15 protein-coding genes are annotated in these 19,270 nt (G+C 37.6%); 11 read left to right on the top strand and 4 right to left on the bottom strand.

Annotation, left to right across the window (positions count from 1 at the left end):
* Position 1: 1 nt before the first annotated feature.
* From AC1Q51_RS17390 to cls, 3 genes are all read right to left on the bottom strand, one after another.
* Positions 2 to 2,680 (bottom strand): DUF4084 domain-containing protein, encoded by a 2,679-nt coding sequence (locus AC1Q51_RS17390; protein ID WP_090978291.1) that lies wholly within the window; start codon positions 2,678 to 2,680, stop codon positions 2 to 4.
* Between the two features lie 123 nt (positions 2,681 to 2,803).
* Positions 2,804 to 3,757, bottom strand: a complete 954-nt coding sequence (gene uvsE, locus AC1Q51_RS17385) for a UV DNA damage repair endonuclease UvsE (RefSeq protein ID WP_100910598.1) — start codon at positions 3,755 to 3,757, stop codon at positions 2,804 to 2,806.
* A gap of 32 nt (positions 3,758 to 3,789) precedes the next feature.
* The gene (gene cls / locus AC1Q51_RS17380) at positions 3,790 to 4,983 is read right to left on the bottom strand and encodes a cardiolipin synthase (RefSeq protein ID WP_492331619.1); all 1,194 of its coding nucleotides are present in this window, start codon (positions 4,981 to 4,983) and stop codon (positions 3,790 to 3,792) included.
* Positions 4,984 to 5,431: 448 nt separating this feature from the next.
* On the opposite strand from cls, the gene AC1Q51_RS17375 reads away from it, so the two are divergent.
* From AC1Q51_RS17375 to pyrG, 8 genes are all read left to right on the top strand, one after another.
* Entirely contained in the window at positions 5,432 to 7,543 is a 2,112-nt protein-coding gene (locus tag AC1Q51_RS17375) for a (Fe-S)-binding protein (RefSeq protein WP_001086772.1), read from the top strand.
* Between the two features lie 9 nt (positions 7,544 to 7,552).
* Entirely contained in the window at positions 7,553 to 8,836 is a 1,284-nt protein-coding gene (locus AC1Q51_RS17370; protein WP_110496632.1) for an acetyl-CoA C-acetyltransferase, read from the top strand.
* A gap of 49 nt (positions 8,837 to 8,885) precedes the next feature.
* A complete protein-coding gene (locus AC1Q51_RS17365) occupies positions 8,886 to 9,737 on the top strand; it encodes a 3-hydroxybutyryl-CoA dehydrogenase (protein ID WP_097924462.1) in 852 nt (283 codons plus the stop codon).
* Between the two features lie 73 nt (positions 9,738 to 9,810).
* The gene (locus tag AC1Q51_RS17360; RefSeq protein WP_090978285.1) at positions 9,811 to 10,941 is read left to right on the top strand and encodes an acyl-CoA dehydrogenase; all 1,131 of its coding nucleotides are present in this window, start codon (positions 9,811 to 9,813) and stop codon (positions 10,939 to 10,941) included.
* 21 nt (positions 10,942 to 10,962) lie between these two features.
* Positions 10,963 to 12,102: an acyl-CoA dehydrogenase AcdA gene (acdA, locus tag AC1Q51_RS17355; protein WP_000545543.1), complete on the top strand. Its 1,140-nt coding sequence runs from the start codon at positions 10,963 to 10,965 to the stop codon at positions 12,100 to 12,102.
* Positions 12,103 to 12,168: 66 nt separating this feature from the next.
* Positions 12,169 to 12,798 (top strand): TetR/AcrR family transcriptional regulator, encoded by a 630-nt coding sequence (locus AC1Q51_RS17350; RefSeq protein ID WP_000238599.1) that lies wholly within the window; start codon positions 12,169 to 12,171, stop codon positions 12,796 to 12,798.
* A gap of 156 nt (positions 12,799 to 12,954) precedes the next feature.
* Complete coding sequence (rpoE, locus tag AC1Q51_RS17345; RefSeq protein ID WP_069356559.1) at positions 12,955 to 13,491, top strand: DNA-directed RNA polymerase subunit delta; 537 nt, start codon at positions 12,955 to 12,957, stop codon at positions 13,489 to 13,491.
* 257 nt (positions 13,492 to 13,748) lie between these two features.
* Positions 13,749 to 15,356 (top strand): CTP synthase, encoded by a 1,608-nt coding sequence (gene pyrG, locus AC1Q51_RS17340; RefSeq protein ID WP_000170461.1) that lies wholly within the window; start codon positions 13,749 to 13,751, stop codon positions 15,354 to 15,356.
* 31 nt (positions 15,357 to 15,387) lie between these two features.
* On the opposite strand, the gene AC1Q51_RS17335 is transcribed toward pyrG, so the two are convergent.
* Complete coding sequence (locus tag AC1Q51_RS17335; RefSeq protein WP_098329417.1) at positions 15,388 to 15,912, bottom strand: DUF2529 domain-containing protein; 525 nt, start codon at positions 15,910 to 15,912, stop codon at positions 15,388 to 15,390.
* A gap of 201 nt (positions 15,913 to 16,113) precedes the next feature.
* On the opposite strand from AC1Q51_RS17335, the gene spo0F reads away from it, so the two are divergent.
* From spo0F to murA, 3 genes are all read left to right on the top strand, one after another.
* Positions 16,114 to 16,482, top strand: coding sequence for a sporulation initiation phosphotransferase Spo0F (gene spo0F, locus AC1Q51_RS17330; protein ID WP_000398594.1), 369 nt, complete (start codon positions 16,114 to 16,116; stop codon positions 16,480 to 16,482).
* A 210-nt stretch (positions 16,483 to 16,692) separates the two neighbouring features.
* Positions 16,693 to 17,550 (top strand): class II fructose-bisphosphate aldolase, encoded by an 858-nt coding sequence (locus AC1Q51_RS17325; protein ID WP_001131856.1) that lies wholly within the window; start codon positions 16,693 to 16,695, stop codon positions 17,548 to 17,550.
* Between the two features lie 332 nt (positions 17,551 to 17,882).
* Positions 17,883 to 19,172 carry a UDP-N-acetylglucosamine 1-carboxyvinyltransferase gene (gene murA, locus AC1Q51_RS17320; RefSeq protein ID WP_000413248.1) on the top strand — a complete coding sequence of 430 codons (1,290 nt, stop codon included), beginning with the start codon at positions 17,883 to 17,885 and terminating at the stop codon, positions 19,170 to 19,172.
* The last annotated feature ends 98 nt before the right edge of the window (positions 19,173 to 19,270 follow it).

Here is a 19,270-nt window from a genome sequence, read left to right as displayed (position 1 = left end):
TTTAGACGGTTGTTTTTTTATGGAGTAACATCCAAACGTCTTTACTAGAAACAGGTTTGCTAATAAAGAATCCTTGAATGTGATCACAATTTTGTTTATGTAAAAATTCCCATTCTTCTTCTGTTTCTACACCTTCTGCAATCACTTCTAAATTTAATTCTTTTGATAGTGTAATAATGGAAGAGACAATTGCTTCTTCTAAAGGACTAGTTGTAATTCCACAAATAAACTCTCGAGCAATTTTTAATGTGTTGATTGGATATTTTGTTAAATAAGCTAAAGAACTATAACCAGTTCCAAAGTCATCGATTGAAATTTGAATACCGAGATTTTGAAGTTGTTCTAGTTTTGCAACTACAGATTGATTTTGATTAATTGCGATGCTTTCCGTAATTTCAATATCTAGTGCTTCTGGTTTCAGTTCTGTTTCTTCCAACACCTTTGAAATAGTTGGGATTAAATCTGCATGGTTAAATTGAACAACAGATAAATTCACACCAACTTTTAAGTGAGAAAAACCTTGATTATGCCATCTTTTTGCCTCTAAACAGGCAGTACGTAAAATCCAATTACCAAGTTCAATAATAAAACCAGTTTCCTCTGCTAGGGGGATAAATTGGGCCGGAGATACGATACCGAGTTTTGGATGCTTCCAACGTATTAATGCTTCAAAACCGATAATTTGTTTTGTTTTTGTGCTTACTTGTGGCTGGTATTCAAGGAAAAATTCATTTTGTTGTAATGCTTTTGAAAGTTCACCTTCTAAGAATTGAATTTCATTTTGAGCGATACTCATTTCTTTTGAGAAGAAAACAAATCTGTTTTTTCCATTTGCTTTCGCACGGTACATAGCCATATCAGCATTTTTCATTAACTCATTTACATCAGTTCCATAATCAGGGTACATCGCAATTCCGATACTTGGTGTAATAGAGAGTTCTTCGCCTTGAATGAAGAATGGTTTGTTTAAAATAGTTAAAATCTGTTCAGCTATAAAAATTGCACTTTTTTCTGAGTACATTTCTGGTAATAGAATTGTAAACTCATCTCCACCTTGGCGAGCGACGACATCTTTTGAACGCAAGCAACCGCGTAATCTTTTTGCTACTTCAATTAATAATAAATCTCCGACGTCATGACCAAGTCTATCGTTAATTTTTTTAAATCGATCTAAATCAAGAAATATGACGGCGACATCATTGGCGTTAGTTTGAGCTGTATTTAAAGTGGCTTTTAAATCTTTTTCGAACTTTCGGCGATTTGGTAATCCAGTAAGTGCGTCGTGAAAGGCTAAATGTTCTACTTGTTTTTGTTTTTCATATAAAGTGGTGATATCACGAGCTATCCCAAACATTCCGACCACTTCTTTGTTTATAAAAGTAGGGATAAGTGTAATATGGAGATAATAATAATAGCCTTCTTGTTCTTTTGTACGAACTTCTAACGTTTGTGGCCTACCTTCCTTTGTAATTTGTAAAGCCTTCTTTAGTAGTTCGTGGTCTTTTGAATCAATGAAGTGTACCAGAGAATAGCTTGCCACTTCGCAATAATAGGCAGTAAATAAGCTTTCGCATGCCTTATTAGATTGTTGAAAAATGCCATTCATATTTAAAGAGAAAACGGCATCGGGATGGTCCTCGAATAAAGATTTATAACGTTGTTCACTTTTTGATAATGCAAATGCACCTTCTTCAACTTCATCCTCTAGTTGTGTAGTCAACTGTTCATATGTATGGATTAGTGCTTGATTATCTTTCCACATGTAAAGTTGCCGCAAGAATAACAAAATAAGTGATAATACGAGACCGATTAACATGAACTTATCATCCCAAGGTTGAATGATAATAAAAGAAAAAGTAATAATTATACTAAAATAAGGTAGTATAAAACGTACATAATCGAATCGATAATATTTTGCTTTCGTTTCATGCTGCATTGGTTTATCTAAAATATATAGTATGGAAGAAAGTCCAATTAATAAAATAGAAGCAGTGTGTATTAAATAATTAATTTCAGCAGAAGTTTTCATCCCAAAATTCAATTGAAATAGATGAATATAACCGTATACGAGTATAATAGTGAAACCAATAATTAATGCGATTCTACTAGAAGAATATTGTTCTCTTCTATATAGGCTAATAACGGCGTAAATTACTAATGATTGTGCAATGAAATACCCAATTAAAATCCAAGTATCCTTTGTTAACATGCGGAAACTTGAAAGATCTAAGATAAAAGTTAAGGTGAAATAAATGTTCATAATAATAATAAAGATGCTATCGAATGAAAATTGCGAAAGCCCCTTAATAGAGTAATTCTTTATAAACTTTATAGCAAATCCAACAAAGAGCAAAATATATTGTATGATAAAAAAAGGCAATGCTTTATATGAAAATATAGATTGATCATGTATGGAAAGTGAACTAAGAAATAGGGTTATCTCCATAACTAATCCACATAGGCAAGTACATAGTAATAAAATCCAAAATAGTTTATCACTGCGTTTCATTTTCTTAATAGCTTTATATAAACAGTGGCAAGAAAAAAGTGCAGCGAAACAGAATAAGAAAAGAATCCCAATTTCCTTTATATGCGACTCATTTGGAATAAAGAGTATCCAAAGAGCAAATATAGATATGTATATTATGACAAATTGTACATACTTTTTTTGACTAATCATATTATGACTCCGTTTCAATAAAGTTGAATCTCGGGGGAATGCTAATTTAAATAATAGCATATAAAATAGGATGTTTTTTACTATAAAAATTACTTTTTTGAAAAAATGGTGCAAAGTTACAATTTACCACTGTAACTTTGCACCACTTATTCTTTTAATTCCTCTTATAGCAGAAAGTTCATCTATTAATTGGAATAGTGCTAAGTCTTTTTGTTTACTTTCAATCATAATATCGAAATTATGATTGTTTTTTTTTGCAACGTGTAAGAAGGGTTTGATAAACTCTAAATCGATATATTCAGCATGAGCCCTAAATTCTTTTTCCGATCTCGGAGAGGAAATGTGAACTTTAGGAGAGATATTTGTATGTGACCAAGTTTCAAAAATTGCAGGAAGCAACTCTTCTAGTGGTTCCTCGCAAAGATTGGCCATATGATGATGATAATCAAATACAAATGGGATATTTTCTTTTTGGCAAATTGATAAAGTTTCAGAAGTTGTATATGTTTTATCATCGTTTTCAAGAGTCATTTGTTTTTTTATATGTGCAGGAAGTTTTTTTATGTTTTCATGGAAGCGCTCAATTGCCTTTTCTTTATTTCCATAGGCTCCACCTACATGAATATTAATGTAAGAGGAATCTGCAATGCCTATAGCATCTAATACTTTATAATGATAAGTCATATCCGTAATAGCGTTAGTAGTAATATGTGGCTTGTCGCTTGTAAATAGCGTAAATTGATTTGGATGAAAACTTATTCGTAAATTGTGTTCTTTAATTAAAGCTCCTATTTTACGCCAAAGTGGTGTGAATACCCCAATATAGTCAAACTCGACTTCGGGATGTGTTGCAAGTGGGACGATTGAAGACGATAGGCGATATAGTGGGATTTCATGCGCTATATTGTAATGTAGGATACGTATTGTGTGCTCTAAATTTTGCCTTATAACATGGTACAGTTTGTCTTCTCGCTCTTGCTTGCTGAGTTTCTTAAAGCTTGTAAACGTCATTGTTTTGGCAGGAGAACAGTCCCAGAGTGCCATTGCATGTGAGACATATCCAAACCGCATAATCATATAAGATACACCTCTTTTATTCATTGTCTTTCCTATAAAAAGAAAGCAAGCATTGTTCCAATCCATTCCTTTCCTCTATCGATAAGAGAAGTTGGGTTTACATCGCTATAGGAAAGTATGGATGCATTCTTTAGGTCTTTATGGAATTTATTTTTTACTGTTTGAACGAAATGTTTACTATATAACAGGCAGTTTATTTCATGGTTAATATATAAACTTCTCATATCAAAGTTTGCTGTTCCGATATCACAAATATCATCATCCACTATAATAATTTTGGCGTGAAAAAAACCTTGTTGAAATGCATAAATATTGCAACCAGCCTGTATTAATTTTCGGCAGTACGGGAATTTTGCTTCTCGAACGAGAGGGTGATCAGCTTTTTCTGGAACAAGAATTGTGATTTGAACCCCTCTTTCTCTTGCTTTTAATAAGGCATTCATAATTTTTTTTCCAGGAATGAAATATGGTGTACCGATACAGATTTCTTTTTTTGCTCCGTTAATTAAATGTAAAAAAGTATGCTGTAAATAAGCACCATCAGTCGGAATAAATTGATGCAGTATGGTACCTGGGTTTTGTTTTGGAAAATAAAGAGAAGCATCCAATAAATTCTGTTTCGTATCATCAAACCAGTCATGCAAAAATTGCTTTTGTAAATCTTGAACCCCTTCTCCTGTAAGACGTAAATGATAGTCTCGCCATAATCCTAAATATTCATTATGCCCCAGATACTCTTCGCCGATATTAAATCCCCCGATATAGCCAGTTTTCCCATCAATCACTGTAATTTTTCTATGGTTTCTTTGATTAGCAGAAAAGAAAGGCAGAGGAAATTTTACCTTATGACAAAATGAAAAAGATACACCGTGTTTTCGCAGGGAGCGAATAGCTTCGTTTGATAAATAATGGCTGCCAAATCGATCAAGTAAAAGTCGTACTTCAATTCCTTCCTGAGCCTTATCAATCAACAACTTTAAAAATTCGCGACTGATTTTATCATTTTTTACAATGAAAAATAAAATATGAATATGGTGCTGTGCTTGTTTTATATCAGTAAATAAAGCGTCATATAAATCTTTCCCGTATGTATAAAGGTGAAAATCACTTTGACGTAAAGGGAAAGTGCGAGAGCTTACCCGTTTTAAATGAAGAAATCTCCCGTATGAAAGATCAATTATAATCCAAAGAGCAACGGATATTAACAAAAGAGATAAGTAGAGCATCAGTGAATTCCCTCCTTCGCATTCTTTTCACCTTCAGTGTGTTACAAATGATACGGGTAGCACGGCTGTTATTATAAATTTCATCAGATGATAGTATGTTGCACTGATTAAAGTTTCACTTTACCCCGCTTTAACGGGCAGTAAGCTTCTCACCTCAAAAACTGATGAATAAGTAGAAGTTAGTTTGGAAATCAACTGCCCGTAAAATCCCGATTGGTTCAACTAATAATCAGTGGGGGATGAACCACCCCTACTGATTAAAGTTTCACTTTATAGTTTCACCGAAATAAACAGCTTTATGAAAAAATGTGTTGTTCTATAACAAAAAACTGTTGACTGAATGCTCACTCATTATATAATGGGGATAGGGGATATAATTCAGAAAATTATATATTTTTGAAGATTCAAAAAAAGAAAGAGGGCTTACAAAGAGAGGGGTAGCATAAAAATGAATAGCTTACTGATCATTAATTGGCTGGCTGCCATTGCTGTTATTGCTTATGCAGGATATTTGTTTGTATATCTTATACGGACGAGAATGGCCTACATACAATTAGGAAAAAAAATTGAATTTGACCGTCGTTTTAAAGAGCGTTGGGATCTCCTTAAGGTCAATGTTTTCGGTCAGAAAAAGCTGCTGAAAGATAAGAAAAGCGGCATCATTCACGTTATGTTCTTTTACGGATTTATTCTTGTCCAATTTGGAGCAATTGACTTCGTTTGGAAAGGACTCGCACCAGGATCACATCTTCCACTTGGACCACTATACCCTGCATTTACATTCTTCCAGGAAATTGTCACACTTGTTATTTTAATTGCAGTATTTTGGGCTTTTCATAGACGTTATGTAGAAAAGCTTGTTCGTTTAAAACGTAACTTCAAATCAGGTCTTGTTCTTATCTTTATCGGTGGCTTAATGATTTCTGTGCTACTTGGTAACGGTATGGGACTTATATGGCATGGCGAGGAGCTTTCATGGAGTGAACCAATCGCTTCTGCAATCGCTTACGTTTTTAGCGGGATAAATGAAACCGTAGCCATTTCAGTGTTCTATTTTTCTTGGTGGGTGCATTTACTAATTTTGTTAACGTTTTTAGTCTATGTTCCACAATCAAAACATGCGCATTTAATTGCGGGACCAGCTAATGTATTCTTCGGTCGTCTTTCAAACCCAGGGAAGCTTGAAAAGATTGATTTTGAAGATGAAACGCAAGAAACATTTGGTGTTGGTAAAATTGAAGACTTTAGACAAAATCAACTTATTGACTTATACGCTTGTGTAGAGTGTGGTCGTTGTACAAATATGTGTCCGGCAACAGGAACAGGAAAAATGTTATCGCCGATGGACTTAATTTTAAAACTTCGTGATCATTTAACTGATAAAGGAGCTGCGGTAACATCAAAAGCACCGTGGGTTCCAGTAGTTGCCTTTAATAATACACAAGGAAATCAGTTAGCGATGATGGCAGCTGGAAAAGGACAACAAGAATCAGCGGCTACAACTCTCGCTTACGATCCGAGTTTAATCGGAGATGTTATTACAGAAGAAGAGATTTGGGCATGTACAACGTGTCGTAACTGTGAAGATCAATGTCCAGTTATGAATGAGCATGTTGACAAAATTATTGATTTACGTCGATATCTCGTTTTAACAGAAGGAAAAATGGACGCGGAAGCACAACGCGCGATGACAAATATCGAGCGTCAAGGGAATCCGTGGGGTCTGAACCGTAAAGAGCGTGAAACATGGCGCCAAGGTGATGACGAAGTAACAGTTCCAACTGTAAAAGAAAAATCAAAAGCTGGGGAGGAATTCGAGTATTTATTCTGGGTTGGTTCAATGGGATCATACGACAATCGTAGTCAGAAGATTGCGATATCGTTTGCGAAGTTAATGAACGAAGCAGGCATTTCATTCGCAATTCTCGGTAATAAAGAAAAGAATTCTGGAGATACACCACGCCGCCTTGGAAATGAATTTGTATTCCAAGAGATGGCGACAAAGAATATCGAAGAATTTGAAAAGGCAGGAGTGAAGAAAATCGTTACGATTGATCCTCATGCTTATAACACATTTAAAAATGAGTATCCGGACTTTGGCTTGCAAGCAGAAGTCTATCATCATACAGAATTGTTAGCTCAGTGGGTGAAAGAAGGACGCTTAAAGCCTGTTCACGCTATTGAAGAAACAGTTACGTACCATGATTCCTGTTATTTAGGAAGATACAACGAAGTGTACGAAGCGCCACGTGATATTTTGAAAGCGATTCCTGGAGTGAATCTTGTAGAAATGGCACGTAACCGTGAAACTGGAATGTGCTGTGGCGCAGGTGGTGGCTTAATGTGGATGGAAGAAACAACAGGTTCTCGTATTAACGTTGCTCGTACAGAACAAGCATTAGCTGTACAGCCATCCATTATCGGTACAGGTTGTCCATATTGCTTAACGATGATCAGTGATGGAACGAAAGCGAAAGAGGTAGAAGAGAAAGTTCAAACTCTTGATGTGACAGAGATTTTAGAACGATCTGTTATCGGACAGAAAAAAGAAGCGATGTAGTTTATAAGAATGTATACAACTTTAGAAAGAGGTGCAATGATTGCACCTCTTCTCAACGTAGGGATACCGAGCGAGCGCTCAGTGTTAAAAAAAGAAATGGGGGAAAGAAACATGAGTAAAACAGTTATTTTAAGTGCTGCAAGAACACCAGTTGGAAAATTTGGAGGATCTTTAAAAGATGTAAAAGCGACGGAACTTGGAGGAATTGCAATTAAAGCAGCGCTTGAAAGAGCAAATGTTGCGGCTAGTGATGTTGAAGAAGTTATATTTGGAACGGTTATTCAGGGGGGGCAGGGGCAAATTCCATCGCGTCAAGCTGCAAGGGCTGCTGGAATCCCTTGGGAAGTGCAGACGGAAACAGTGAATAAAGTTTGTGCATCAGGACTTCGTGCGGTTACGTTAGCGGATCAAATTATTCGTACTGGCGATCAATCACTGATTGTAGCTGGCGGTATGGAGTCGATGAGTAACACTCCTTACATTTTACGCGGAGCAAGATGGGGATACAGAATGGGCAACAACGAAGTTATTGATTTAAACGTTGCTGACGGTTTAACATGCGCATTTTCAGGTACACACATGGGTGTTTATGGCGGAGAAGTTGCGAAGGAAGATGGAATTTCTCGCGAAGCGCAAGATGAATGGGCATATCGTAGCCATCAGCGTGCGGTTTCAGCGCATAAAGAAGGACGTTTTGAAGAGGAAATCGTACCAGTAACGATCCCGCAAAGAAAAGGTGATCCTATTGTTGTTGCAAAGGATGAGGCGCCACGTGAAGATACAACGATTGAAAAGTTAGCAAAGTTAAAACCTGTATTTGATAAGACAGCGGCAGTGACAGCTGGTAATGCGCCAGGACTAAACGATGGTGGTGCCGCACTTGTGTTAATGAGCGAAGACAGAGCGAAGCAAGAAGGAAGAAAGCCATTAGCGACAATTTTGGCGCATACAGCAATTGCAGTGGAATCTAAAGATTTCCCAAGAACGCCAGGTTATGCAATTAACGCATTGCTTGAAAAAACAGGCAAGACAATTGAAGACATCGATTTATTCGAGATTAATGAAGCATTTGCAGCGGTAGCAATTGCAAGTACAGAAATCGCAGGAATTGATCCAGAAAAATTGAATGTAAATGGCGGCGCGGTAGCGATGGGCCATCCAATTGGAGCAAGCGGAGCGCGCATTATCGTTACGCTAATCCATGCACTTAAGCAGCGCGGCGGCGGAATTGGAATTGCATCGATTTGTAGCGGTGGCGGTCAAGGGGACGCAGTGATGATTGAAGTTCACTAATTAAAGTTCGAGGGTATAAAATTTATTAACAATTAAGGGGGAAGAAAAAATGGGTGTACAAAACATTGTTGTAATTGGTGCAGGGCAAATGGGATCAGGAATTGCACAAGTATGTGCAATGGCAGGATATGACGTGAAGGTACAAGATTTAAAACAAGAGCAATTAGATAGAGGATTGGCTATCATTACGAAAAACTTAGCGCGCCAAGTAGAAAAAGGACGCATGAAGGAAGAAGAGAAGGAAGCGACATTAAATCGTCTTACAGTAACGCTTGATTTAGATTGTGTGAAAGAAGCGGATCTTATTATTGAAGCAGCTGTTGAGAAAATGGATATTAAAAAGAAAATCTTTGCGAATCTAGATGAAATTGCTCCAGAACACGCAATTTTAGCGACAAATACGTCATCTCTGCCAATTACAGAAATTGCAGCGGTAACGAAGCGTCCGGAAAAAGTAATCGGCATGCACTTTATGAATCCAGTTCCAGTTATGAAGCTTGTTGAGATTATTCGTGGTTTGGCTACAGATGATGCAGTATATAAAGCAATTGAAGATATTACGAAAAAAATTGGGAAAGTGCCAGTTGAAGTAAATGATTTCCCAGGTTTTGTATCAAACCGCATTTTGCTACCGATGATTAACGAAGCAATTTATACGTTATACGAAGGTGTAGCGACGAAAGAAGCAATTGATGAGGTCATGAAGCTTGGTATGAACCATCCGATGGGGCCTTTGACACTCGCTGATTTTATCGGTTTAGATACGTGTTTATACATTATGGAAGTGTTGCATGAAGGATTAGGAGATAGTAAATATCGCCCATGTCCGTTATTACGTAAGTATGTAAATGCAGGATGGTTAGGGCGTAAAACAGGTCGTGGATTCTACGTTTACGAATAAATGCCCCTTTTGTTACAAAATAGTGGTCTTACCAAATTATTTAAAGGATATATAGCAAATGGAGGCGGAATATATGAACTTTCGTTTTAATGAAGAGCAGCAAATGATGAGGAAAATGGTTCGGGATTTTGCACAGAAGGAAATTGCTCCCTTTGTTCCTAGTATGGAACAAGGGGTGTTCCCGAAAGAGATTTTGCAAAAGATGGGTGAGCTTGGATTAATGGGTATTCCAGCGCCTGCAAAATACGGCGGGGCAGAAATGGATTTTATTTCTTATATTCTAGCCATTGAGGAAATCTCAAAGGTAAGTGCAACAGTTGGTGTAATTTTAGCTGTACATACGTCAGTTGGAATGAATCCGATTTTATATTTCGGAACAGAAGAACAGAAGAAAAAATATGTTTCTAAACTTGCAACCGGGGAATATTTAGGCGCATTTGCTTTAACAGAGCCAAATGCAGGATCAGATGCAGGGAGTTTGAAATCAAGAGCTGTCAAAAAAGGCAATCATTATATTATTAATGGATCGAAAGTGTTTATTACAAATGGTGGTGAAGCAAGTACATACATTGTATTCGCTTCTACAAATCCAGAGGCAGGGAAAAGTGGTATTTCTGCATTTATAGTAGAGAAAGATACACCTGGTTTAATCATCGGAAAAGATGAACATAAGATGGGGCTCCTCGGTTCTCGTACAGTACAACTTACTTTTGAAGATATGAAAGTGCCAGCGGAGAATTTACTTGGGGAAGAAGGACAAGGATTCAAGGTGGCGATGGCGAATTTAGATGTTGGGCGAATTGGAATCGGTGCACAGGCGTTAGGAATTGCTGAAGCGGCGCTTGCATGTGCGATTGATTATGCAAAAGAACGAGAACAATTTGGGAAACCAATTGCGGCGCAGCAAGGGATTGGCTTCAAGCTTGCAGATATGGCAACAAGTGTCGAAGCAGCAAGGTTACTCGTATATAGAGCGGCGTCTCTTAGGGCACAAGGATTACCATGCGGTAAAGAAGCATCTATTGCGAAATTATTTGCTTCTAAGACAGCGGTTGAAGTCGCGATTGAGGCGGTGCAAGTATTTGGTGGTTACGGTTATACGAAAGAATATCCAGTAGAACGATTTTTCCGTGATGCGAAGATCACGCAAATATATGAAGGAACAAGTGAAATACAGAAACTTGTTATTAGCCGTGCTTTATAAAAGGGCGAGGGGGAGACGGAGATGCATTTTAAACTATCAGAAGAACATGAAATGATAAGAAAAATGGTTCGAGATTTTGCTAAAAATGAAGTAGCACCAACAGCAGCTGAGCGTGATGAGGAAGAGCGATTTGATCGAGAGTTATTTGATCAAATGGCAGAGCTTGGTTTAACCGGTATTCCATGGCCCGAAGAGTACGGCGGAATTGGAAGCGATTACTTAGCGTATGTAATTGCGATTGAAGAATTATCTCGAGTTTGTGCTTCAACAGGTGTAACACTATCTGCGCATACTTCACTTGCGGGATGGCCAATTTTTAAATTTGGGACAGAAGAACAAAAGCAAAAGTTTTTACGACCGATGGCTGAAGGGAAGAAAATTGGTGCATACGGCTTAACGGAGCCAGGATCTGGATCGGATGCTGGTGGAATGAAGACAATCGCAAAAAGAGATGGCGACCATTATATTTTAAATGGATCAAAAATTTTCATTACAAATGGCGGTATTGCTGATATTTATGTTGTTTTTGCGCTAACTGATCCTGAATCGAAGCAGCGCGGTACGAGTGCATTTATTGTAGAAAGTGATACACCGGGATTTTCAGTTGGGAAGAAGGAGAGCAAGCTAGGGATTCGCTCTTCACCAACGACTGAAATTATGTTTGAAGATTGCCGTATTCCGGTAGAGAATCTACTTGGAGAAGAGGGGCAAGGATTTAAAGTTGCGATGCAAACATTAGATGGAGGTCGTAACGGTATTGCGGCGCAAGCTGTTGGTATTGCACAAGGGGCTTTAGATGCTTCTGTAGAATATGCAAGGGAGCGCCATCAATTTGGAAAACCAATTGCGGCGCAGCAAGGGATTGGCTTTAAACTTGCGGATATGGCAACAGATGTAGAAGCGGCACGCCTTTTAACATATCAAGCGGCTTGGCTTGAATCAGAAGGGCTTCCGTATGGAAAAGAATCAGCGATGTCAAAAGTATTTGCAGGGGATACAGCGATGAAGGTGACGACTGAAGCGGTGCAAGTATTTGGTGGTTACGGTTATACGAAAGATTATCCAGTAGAGCGTTATATGCGAGATGCAAAGATTACACAAATATACGAAGGAACACAAGAGATTCAGAGGCTTGTAATTTCTCGTATGTTAACGAAGTAGGGACGAAAGCGTAGGTATTTTCCTACGCTTTTTCCTTCCAAAAAATAATAGAGAGAGGTGAAGGGAATGGTTAAACATAATGTACATGCATCGGTGAAAGATGAAAAATTAGTTGCGTTAAGACGTGAACAAATGATTAAAGGTGCGGTGCAACTGTTTAAACAAAAAGGATTTCCCCGTACAACAACGAGAGAAATTGCAAAAGCGGCTGGATTTAGTATAGGGACACTTTATGAGTACATTCGTACAAAAGATGATGTGTTGTATTTAGTTTGTGATAGTATATATGAACATGTAAAAGAACGATTAGAGGAAGTAGTGTGTACAGAAAAAGGGAGTATAGAAAGTTTAAAGATAGCAATAACGAATTACTTTAAAGTGATGGACGAATTGCAGGAAGAAGTATTGATAATGTATCAAGAGGTACGCTTTTTACCAAAAGAATCACTTCCGTATGTATTAGAAAAGGAGTTTCAAATGGTAGGAATGTTCGAGAATATTTTAGAACAGTGTACGGAAAATGGAACATTTACATTAAATAAAAAAGAAATACAGCTTCTTGCCCATAATATTTTTATACAAGGACAGATGTGGGGATTTAGACGCTGGGCGCTGCAAAAACTGTATACGCTCGAAGAATATACAGAAATGCAAATTAGGTATGTATTGCAAGGGGCCCATATGCTTCCGAAATAAGGGACAGACAAATTATTAATTTTATTACCATATAAAAGTTTCCCGTTTTTTTTTGTAGCATATTTGTGCGACTTTTGTTTATAATGAATAGTATGGATTTTTTTAAGCAGGCCGTTATATATAAGGTTATATTTGATGAAAGGAAGTGCCGCATAAGTGGATTTTAAGCAATATTCACCAGAAGAGCTAAAAGAATGTTCAATGATTGAAGTTGTACATAGCGTTTTAGGGGATAAAAAACAAGCAACGACATTCAACGAGTTGGTTCAAGAAATCGCTCAAGTGCTGGGACTATCTCAAGAGCAAGTTAATGCGAAACTCGCACAATTTTATACAGACTTAAACATCGATGGACGTTTCATTAATTTAGGAGAAAATCGTTGGGGACTACGCAGCTGGTACCCATATGAGCAAATTGATGAAGAAATCTTACCGCAGCCAAAACCGAAGAAGAAACGTAAAGTTGAGGAAGACGGTTTTGACGACTACATTGAAGAAGATGAAGATGACTTTGACGATGCAGACGGAAATGCAGACGACGAAGATGATGTAGAAGATTTGGACAAGGTTCTTGAAGATGAAGACGGAGATGACGACGATCTTGATGATTTAGAAGAAGATGAAGACGACGACTTCGCTGAAGAAGAACTTGAGTATGATGAAACTGAAGAAGAAGAAGAGGAAGAACTGTAGTTCTTGACTTTTCATTATCGTCCATGTAGAATCATTTTTGGGCTCTTTAAAAAAGGACGATAATACTTTTAAAGTGTAAATATAAAAGAAAATTGCTCCCTACTTATTACTTTATGTGATGAGGGGAGCAATTTTCTTTTTTGTTTTTTGTTTAGAAAATAAAAAGAGTCTAACAATAAGATGGATACAGTGTTATCTACATACGTTGCGCTTTGCAACGGTGATTATATAACAGCAAAATAGAAGGGAGCTTTTTCATGACTAAGTATATTTTTGTAACAGGCGGTGTAGTATCGTCTTTAGGAAAAGGTATTACAGCAGCATCTCTTGGAAGACTTTTAAAAAATCGTGGTTTAAACGTAACGATTCAAAAGTTTGATCCATACATTAACGTAGACCCAGGGACTATGAGCCCATATCAACACGGTGAGGTATTCGTAACAGATGATGGCGCAGAAACTGACTTAGACCTTGGTCACTATGAGCGTTTTATCGACATTAACTTAAACAAATACAGCAACGTAACAACAGGTAAAATTTACTCTTCAGTTCTTCAAAAAGAGCGTCGCGGTGAATATTTAGGAGGAACGGTTCAAGTTATTCCTCACATCACTAACGAAATTAAAGAACGCGTATATCGTTCTGGTCGTGAAACAAATGCGGATGTTGTTATTACAGAAATCGGTGGAACTGTTGGTGACATCGAGTCTCTACCATTCTTAGAAGCAATCCGTCAAATTAAGAGCGACATCGGTCGTGACAATGTAATGTACATTCACTGTACGTTAATCCCGTACTTAAAAGCAGCGGGTGAAATGAAAACAAAACCAACGCAACATAGTGTTAAAGAACTTCGTAGCTTAGGTATTCAACCAAACATTATCGTTGTTCGTACAGAAATGCCTGTTTCTCAAGATATGAAAGACAAGCTTGCATTATTCTGTGATATCGATACAAAAGCAGTTATCGAAGCTCGCGATGCAGATACTTTATATGCGGTTCCATTATCTCTTCAAGAACAAAACATGGACCAAATCGTTTGTGATCACTTAAAATTAGACAATCCAGCTGCAGATATGACAGAGTGGACTGCGCTAGTTAACAAAGTACGTAATCTTTCTAAGAAAACAAAAATCGCTCTTGTTGGTAAATATGTAGAACTTCAAGATGCATATATTTCTGTTGTAGAAGCACTTCGTCATGCTGGTTACTCATTCGACACAGATGTAGAAGTAAAATGGGTAAATGCTGAGCACGTAACAGCAGAAAATGTACAAGAATTAGTAGGAGACACAGATGGTATCCTTGTACCAGGTGGCTTCGGCGATCGTGGTGTAGAAGGTAAAATCGTTGCGATTCAATATGCTCGTGAAAACAAAGTTCCATTCTTAGGAATTTGCTTAGGTATGCAACTTGCATCAATCGAATTCGCACGTAATGTATTAGGTTTAGAAGGTGCTAACTCTTCTGAGATCAATCCTGATACGCCATATGCAATCATTGACTTATTACCAGAACAAAAAGATGTAGAGGACTTAGGTGGTACACTTCGTCTTGGTCTATACCCATGTAAGCTTGCTGAAGAAACAAATGCTTACAATGCTTATAATGAGCCGGTTGTGTATGAGCGTCATCGTCATCGTTATGAGTTCAACAATCAGTTCCGTCCGGATATGGAAAAAGAAGGATTTGTATTCTCTGGTACAAGCCCAGACGGCCGTCTAGTTGAAATCATTGAATTAAAAGACCACCCTTGGTTCGTGGCAGCACAGTTCCACCCAGAACTTGTTTCTCGTCCAAACCGTCCACAACCATTGTTCCATGACTTCGTAAGAGCTTCTATTACGAATAAAGAGAGCAAGTAATAAAAAAAGCGCCTGAAATAAGGCGCTTTTTTTAATATTCATTTAACATTTCATCAATTGTAAATTTGATTCCGTGATAAGCAAATAAAGCTACTATTAAGCTTGGGAACCCGTAGCGATTACCTTCATCGTCTGGAATAAGACCTTTTAACAGTTTTGTATCAATATGTACGTCTGTATATTGTTCCAGTGATTCCGTACCTTCTTGAAGAGCAGAAATGCCGACAATAGAGTGTCCCTCTTCTTGTAGTTTTTTTGCAATTTCTACAACCGCTTCATCTGTTGAAAAACGGCTAATAAGAAGTACACGATCCGCAGAGGTTACGTCTGCTTCTTTACCATTTTCAAATAAGCGTTTTGCTTGCTTCATTGGTTCAGCACCGAATAGTGCTTCGGCAACAACGCCCTCCATTTCATTTGTACCATATAAATAAATGAAACCATCGCCAACTAGTGCTTGAGCAAGTAAACGAGCGCTATCTTCTATATTCATTTCTTCTTTTTGAGAAATTTTGGAGAAATAACCACTTAATTGAGTTGAAAAAATTTTTAACATAATATTACTCCCTTCGTACGTGCTTGCCGGCTTTCATTATAGTTTATTTTTTTAGAAAGGTGAAATCGTAGGGTAGCATAACAAAATAGGAAACGGTAAAATAAGAAAGAATAGGAAGGAATTTGCCAAAGAATAGCGAAAATAAATCGTTAAGATATAAGAAGCTTTAAATCTTGTACTTACACAGAAAGGTTGGGAATTATGGAAGGTAAAATTTTAATTGTTGATGATCAATATGGGATTCGTGTGTTATTACATGAAGTGTTCCAAAAAGAAGGTTATCAGACATTCCAAGCAGCGAATGGATTTCAAGCTTTAGATATCGTGAAAAAAGATAATCCAGATTTAGTAGTGTTAGATATGAAAATTCCAGGCATGGATGGTATAGAGATTTTAAAGCATGTAAAAGAAATTGATGAGAGTATTAAAGTCATTTTAATGACTGCTTATGGAGAGCTTGATATGATCCAAGAAGCAAAAGATTTAGGAGCTTTAATGCATTTTGCTAAACCATTTGATATTGATGAAATTCGTCAAGCTGTGAGAAATGAGCTCGCTGTAGAGGCGTAAAAATGAATTTTTTATAAAAAATATGGAAAAAAGCGTTTACATGGACTATTGTGCAGGTGAATACGGTTGAGTTTTTGAGTACAAGTTGTTATCCTATTGAGTGTAGAAAAAAGTCCGGTATGTAGATATACATATTTTACCTTATTCTGGTCATACTACCAGCGATAAGAACTTATCGGATACAAAAAACGTTTTTTAGGAGGATTCACCATGCCTTTAGTTTCTATGAAAGAAATGCTAAACAAAGCACTAGAAGGAAAATACGCAGTTGGTCAATTCAACATGAACAACTTAGAGTGGACTCAAGCTATCTTAGCTGCTGCGGAAGAAGAAAAATCTCCTGTAATCCTAGGTGTATCTGAGGGTGCAGCTCGTCATATGACTGGTTTCAAAACAGTTGTAGCTATGGTTAAAGCTTTAATCGAAGAAATGAACATCACTGTTCCTGTAGCGATTCACCTTGACCATGGTTCAAGCTTCGAAAAATGTAAAGAAGCAATCGATGCAGGTTTCACATCTGTAATGATCGACGCTTCTCACCACCCATTCGAAGAAAACGTTGAAACTACTAAACAAGTAGTAGAATACGCACACGCTCGTAACGTATCTGTTGAAGCTGAGCTTGGAACAGTTGGCGGACAAGAAGACGACGTAATCGCTGAAGGCGTAATTTACGCTGACCCAGCAGAGTGTAAGCACCTTGTTGAAGCAACAGGTATCGATTGCCTAGCTCCAGCTTTAGGTTCTGTACACGGTCCTTACAAAGGTGAGCCTAACTTAGGATTCGCTGAAATGGAACAAGTTCGTGACTTCACTGGCGTACCTTTAGTATTACACGGTGGTACTGGTATCCCAACTGCTGATATCGTAAAAGCTATCTCTTTAGGTACTTCAAAAATCAACGTAAACACTGAGAACCAAATCGAGTTTACAAAAGCTGTTCGTGAAGTATTAAACAAAGACCAAGAAGTTTACGATCCTCGTAAATTTATTGGACCTGGCCGCGACGCTATTAAAGCAACTGTTGCTGGTAAAATGCGTGAGTTCGGTTCTAACGGTAAAGCGTAAGAATAAAATTCCGTTTTGGAAACCGTCTAGTCTTTTAGACGGTTTCCTTTCGTTGTATAATGAAAGCGTGAACAAGTCGAAAGATTTTATCATTTTTGGTTTTTAAATAGAAAATAATGTGCATAGTCCTATTAATAAATGTGATAACGTATCTAAATTGATAAAGTGAATTCGATGAATAGTTGATCTTTATCTATTCGTGCTACAGGAGAAATGGAGATAATGGTTTCCTATTTATTGAGTTTTGGGATGGAAAGAGTAATTGAGATTCTTAAGGGGAGCTTTCTATGAAAAGATAGAAAGTAAATACATTCACAAGAAGGGAGCTCAATATGGAAAAATTGCTAATTGAAGGCGGAAGAGCTTTAAATGGAACAATTCGAGTAAGCGGTGCAAAGAACAGTGCCGTTGCATTAATTCCAGCGACAATTTTAGCAGATACTCCAGTAACTATTGGTGGTGTCCCTAATATTTCGGACGTGAAAATGTTAGGCGACTTACTAGAGGAAATTGGAGGGAAAGTAACTTATGGACAGGAGGAAGAGATGGTAGTCGATCCTTCTAACATGGTTGCAATGCCTTTGCCAAATGGAAAAGTGAAAAAATTGCGCGCTTCTTATTATTTAATGGGTGCGATGCTTGGCCGTTTTAAAAAAGCTGTTATTGGGCTTCCGGGTGGATGTCACTTAGGACCGAGGCCGATTGATCAGCATATTAAAGGGTTTGAAGCGCTAGGTGCACATGTTACAAATGAACAAGGTGCTATCTATTTAAGAGCAGATGAACTACATGGAGCACGTATTTATTTAGATGTTGTTAGTGTGGGGGCTACGATTAATATTATGCTAGCAGCTGTACGAGCAAAAGGTAGAACTGTTATTGAAAATGCAGCGAAAGAGCCCGAGATTATTGATGTAGCTACATTGTTAACAAGCATGGGAGCACGTATTAAAGGTGCCGGTACAGATGTAATCCGAATAGATGGTGTGGACTCTTTACATGGTTGTCACCATACTATCATCCCAGATCGTATTGAAGCTGGTACGTATATGATTCTAGGAGCTGCATCAGGAGGAGAAGTAACGGTTGATAACGTTATTCCTCAGCATTTAGAATCAGTTACTGCAAAGCTAAGAGAAGCTGGTGTTCAAGTTGAAACGAATGATGATCAAATTACAGTGAACGGTAATAGAAAGTTAAAAGTAGTTGATATCAAAACGCTTGTATATCCAGGTTTTCCAACAGATTTACAACAGCCGTTTACGACGCTTTTAACAAAAGCACACGGGACGGGAGTTGTAACAGATACAATTTACGGTGCCCGTTTCAAACACATTGATGAATTACGTCGTATGAATGCTCAAATTAAAGTAGAAGGTCGTTCGGCAATTGTAACTGGTCCTGTGTTACTGCAAGGTGCAAAAGTGAAGGCGAGTGATTTACGAGCGGGAGCAGCACTTGTTATTGCAGGGTTAATGGCAGATGGAATTACAGAAGTAACAGGACTTGAGCATATTGATCGAGGTTATGAGAATATAGTGGACAAGCTTAAAGGGCTTGGAGCAAACATTTGGCGAGAACAAATGACAAAACAAGAAATTGAAGAGATGAAGAACGCATAAGTGATACTTCCGTAAGGGGGAAGCGAAGCATCACTACTTGCGGAAGTACACTTTATAGAAAAACACGGTTCACAAAATACGGCAGAAATATAAAGACT

Source organism: Bacillus sp. MT94, assembly GCF_058792475.1.
The sequence above is the reverse complement of the archived record's forward strand: the minus strand, read 5'-3'. Positions and strand labels throughout refer to the sequence as shown.

Coding starts and splice junctions, on each gene's coding strand:
- pyrG (WP_000170461.1), top strand. CDS start 13,749: ATGACTAAGTATATTTTTGTAACAGGCGGTGTAGTATCGTCTTTAGGA.
- AC1Q51_RS17390 (WP_090978291.1), bottom strand. CDS start 2,680: ATGATTAGTCAAAAAAAGTATGTACAATTTGTCATAATATACATATCT.
- AC1Q51_RS17335 (WP_098329417.1), bottom strand. CDS start 15,912: ATGTTAAAAATTTTTTCAACTCAATTAAGTGGTTATTTCTCCAAAATT.
- AC1Q51_RS17350 (WP_000238599.1), top strand. CDS start 12,169: ATGGTTAAACATAATGTACATGCATCGGTGAAAGATGAAAAATTAGTT.
- AC1Q51_RS17365 (WP_097924462.1), top strand. CDS start 8,886: ATGGGTGTACAAAACATTGTTGTAATTGGTGCAGGGCAAATGGGATCA.
- AC1Q51_RS17370 (WP_110496632.1), top strand. CDS start 7,553: ATGTATACAACTTTAGAAAGAGGTGCAATGATTGCACCTCTTCTCAAC.
- murA (WP_000413248.1), top strand. CDS start 17,883: ATGGAAAAATTGCTAATTGAAGGCGGAAGAGCTTTAAATGGAACAATT.
- spo0F (WP_000398594.1), top strand. CDS start 16,114: ATGGAAGGTAAAATTTTAATTGTTGATGATCAATATGGGATTCGTGTG.
- AC1Q51_RS17360 (WP_090978285.1), top strand. CDS start 9,811: ATGAACTTTCGTTTTAATGAAGAGCAGCAAATGATGAGGAAAATGGTT.
- AC1Q51_RS17375 (WP_001086772.1), top strand. CDS start 5,432: ATGAATAGCTTACTGATCATTAATTGGCTGGCTGCCATTGCTGTTATT.
- cls (WP_492331619.1), bottom strand. CDS start 4,983: ATGCTCTACTTATCTCTTTTGTTAATATCCGTTGCTCTTTGGATTATA.
- acdA (WP_000545543.1), top strand. CDS start 10,963: ATGCATTTTAAACTATCAGAAGAACATGAAATGATAAGAAAAATGGTT.
- uvsE (WP_100910598.1), bottom strand. CDS start 3,757: ATGATTATGCGGTTTGGATATGTCTCACATGCAATGGCACTCTGGGAC.
- AC1Q51_RS17325 (WP_001131856.1), top strand. CDS start 16,693: ATGCCTTTAGTTTCTATGAAAGAAATGCTAAACAAAGCACTAGAAGGA.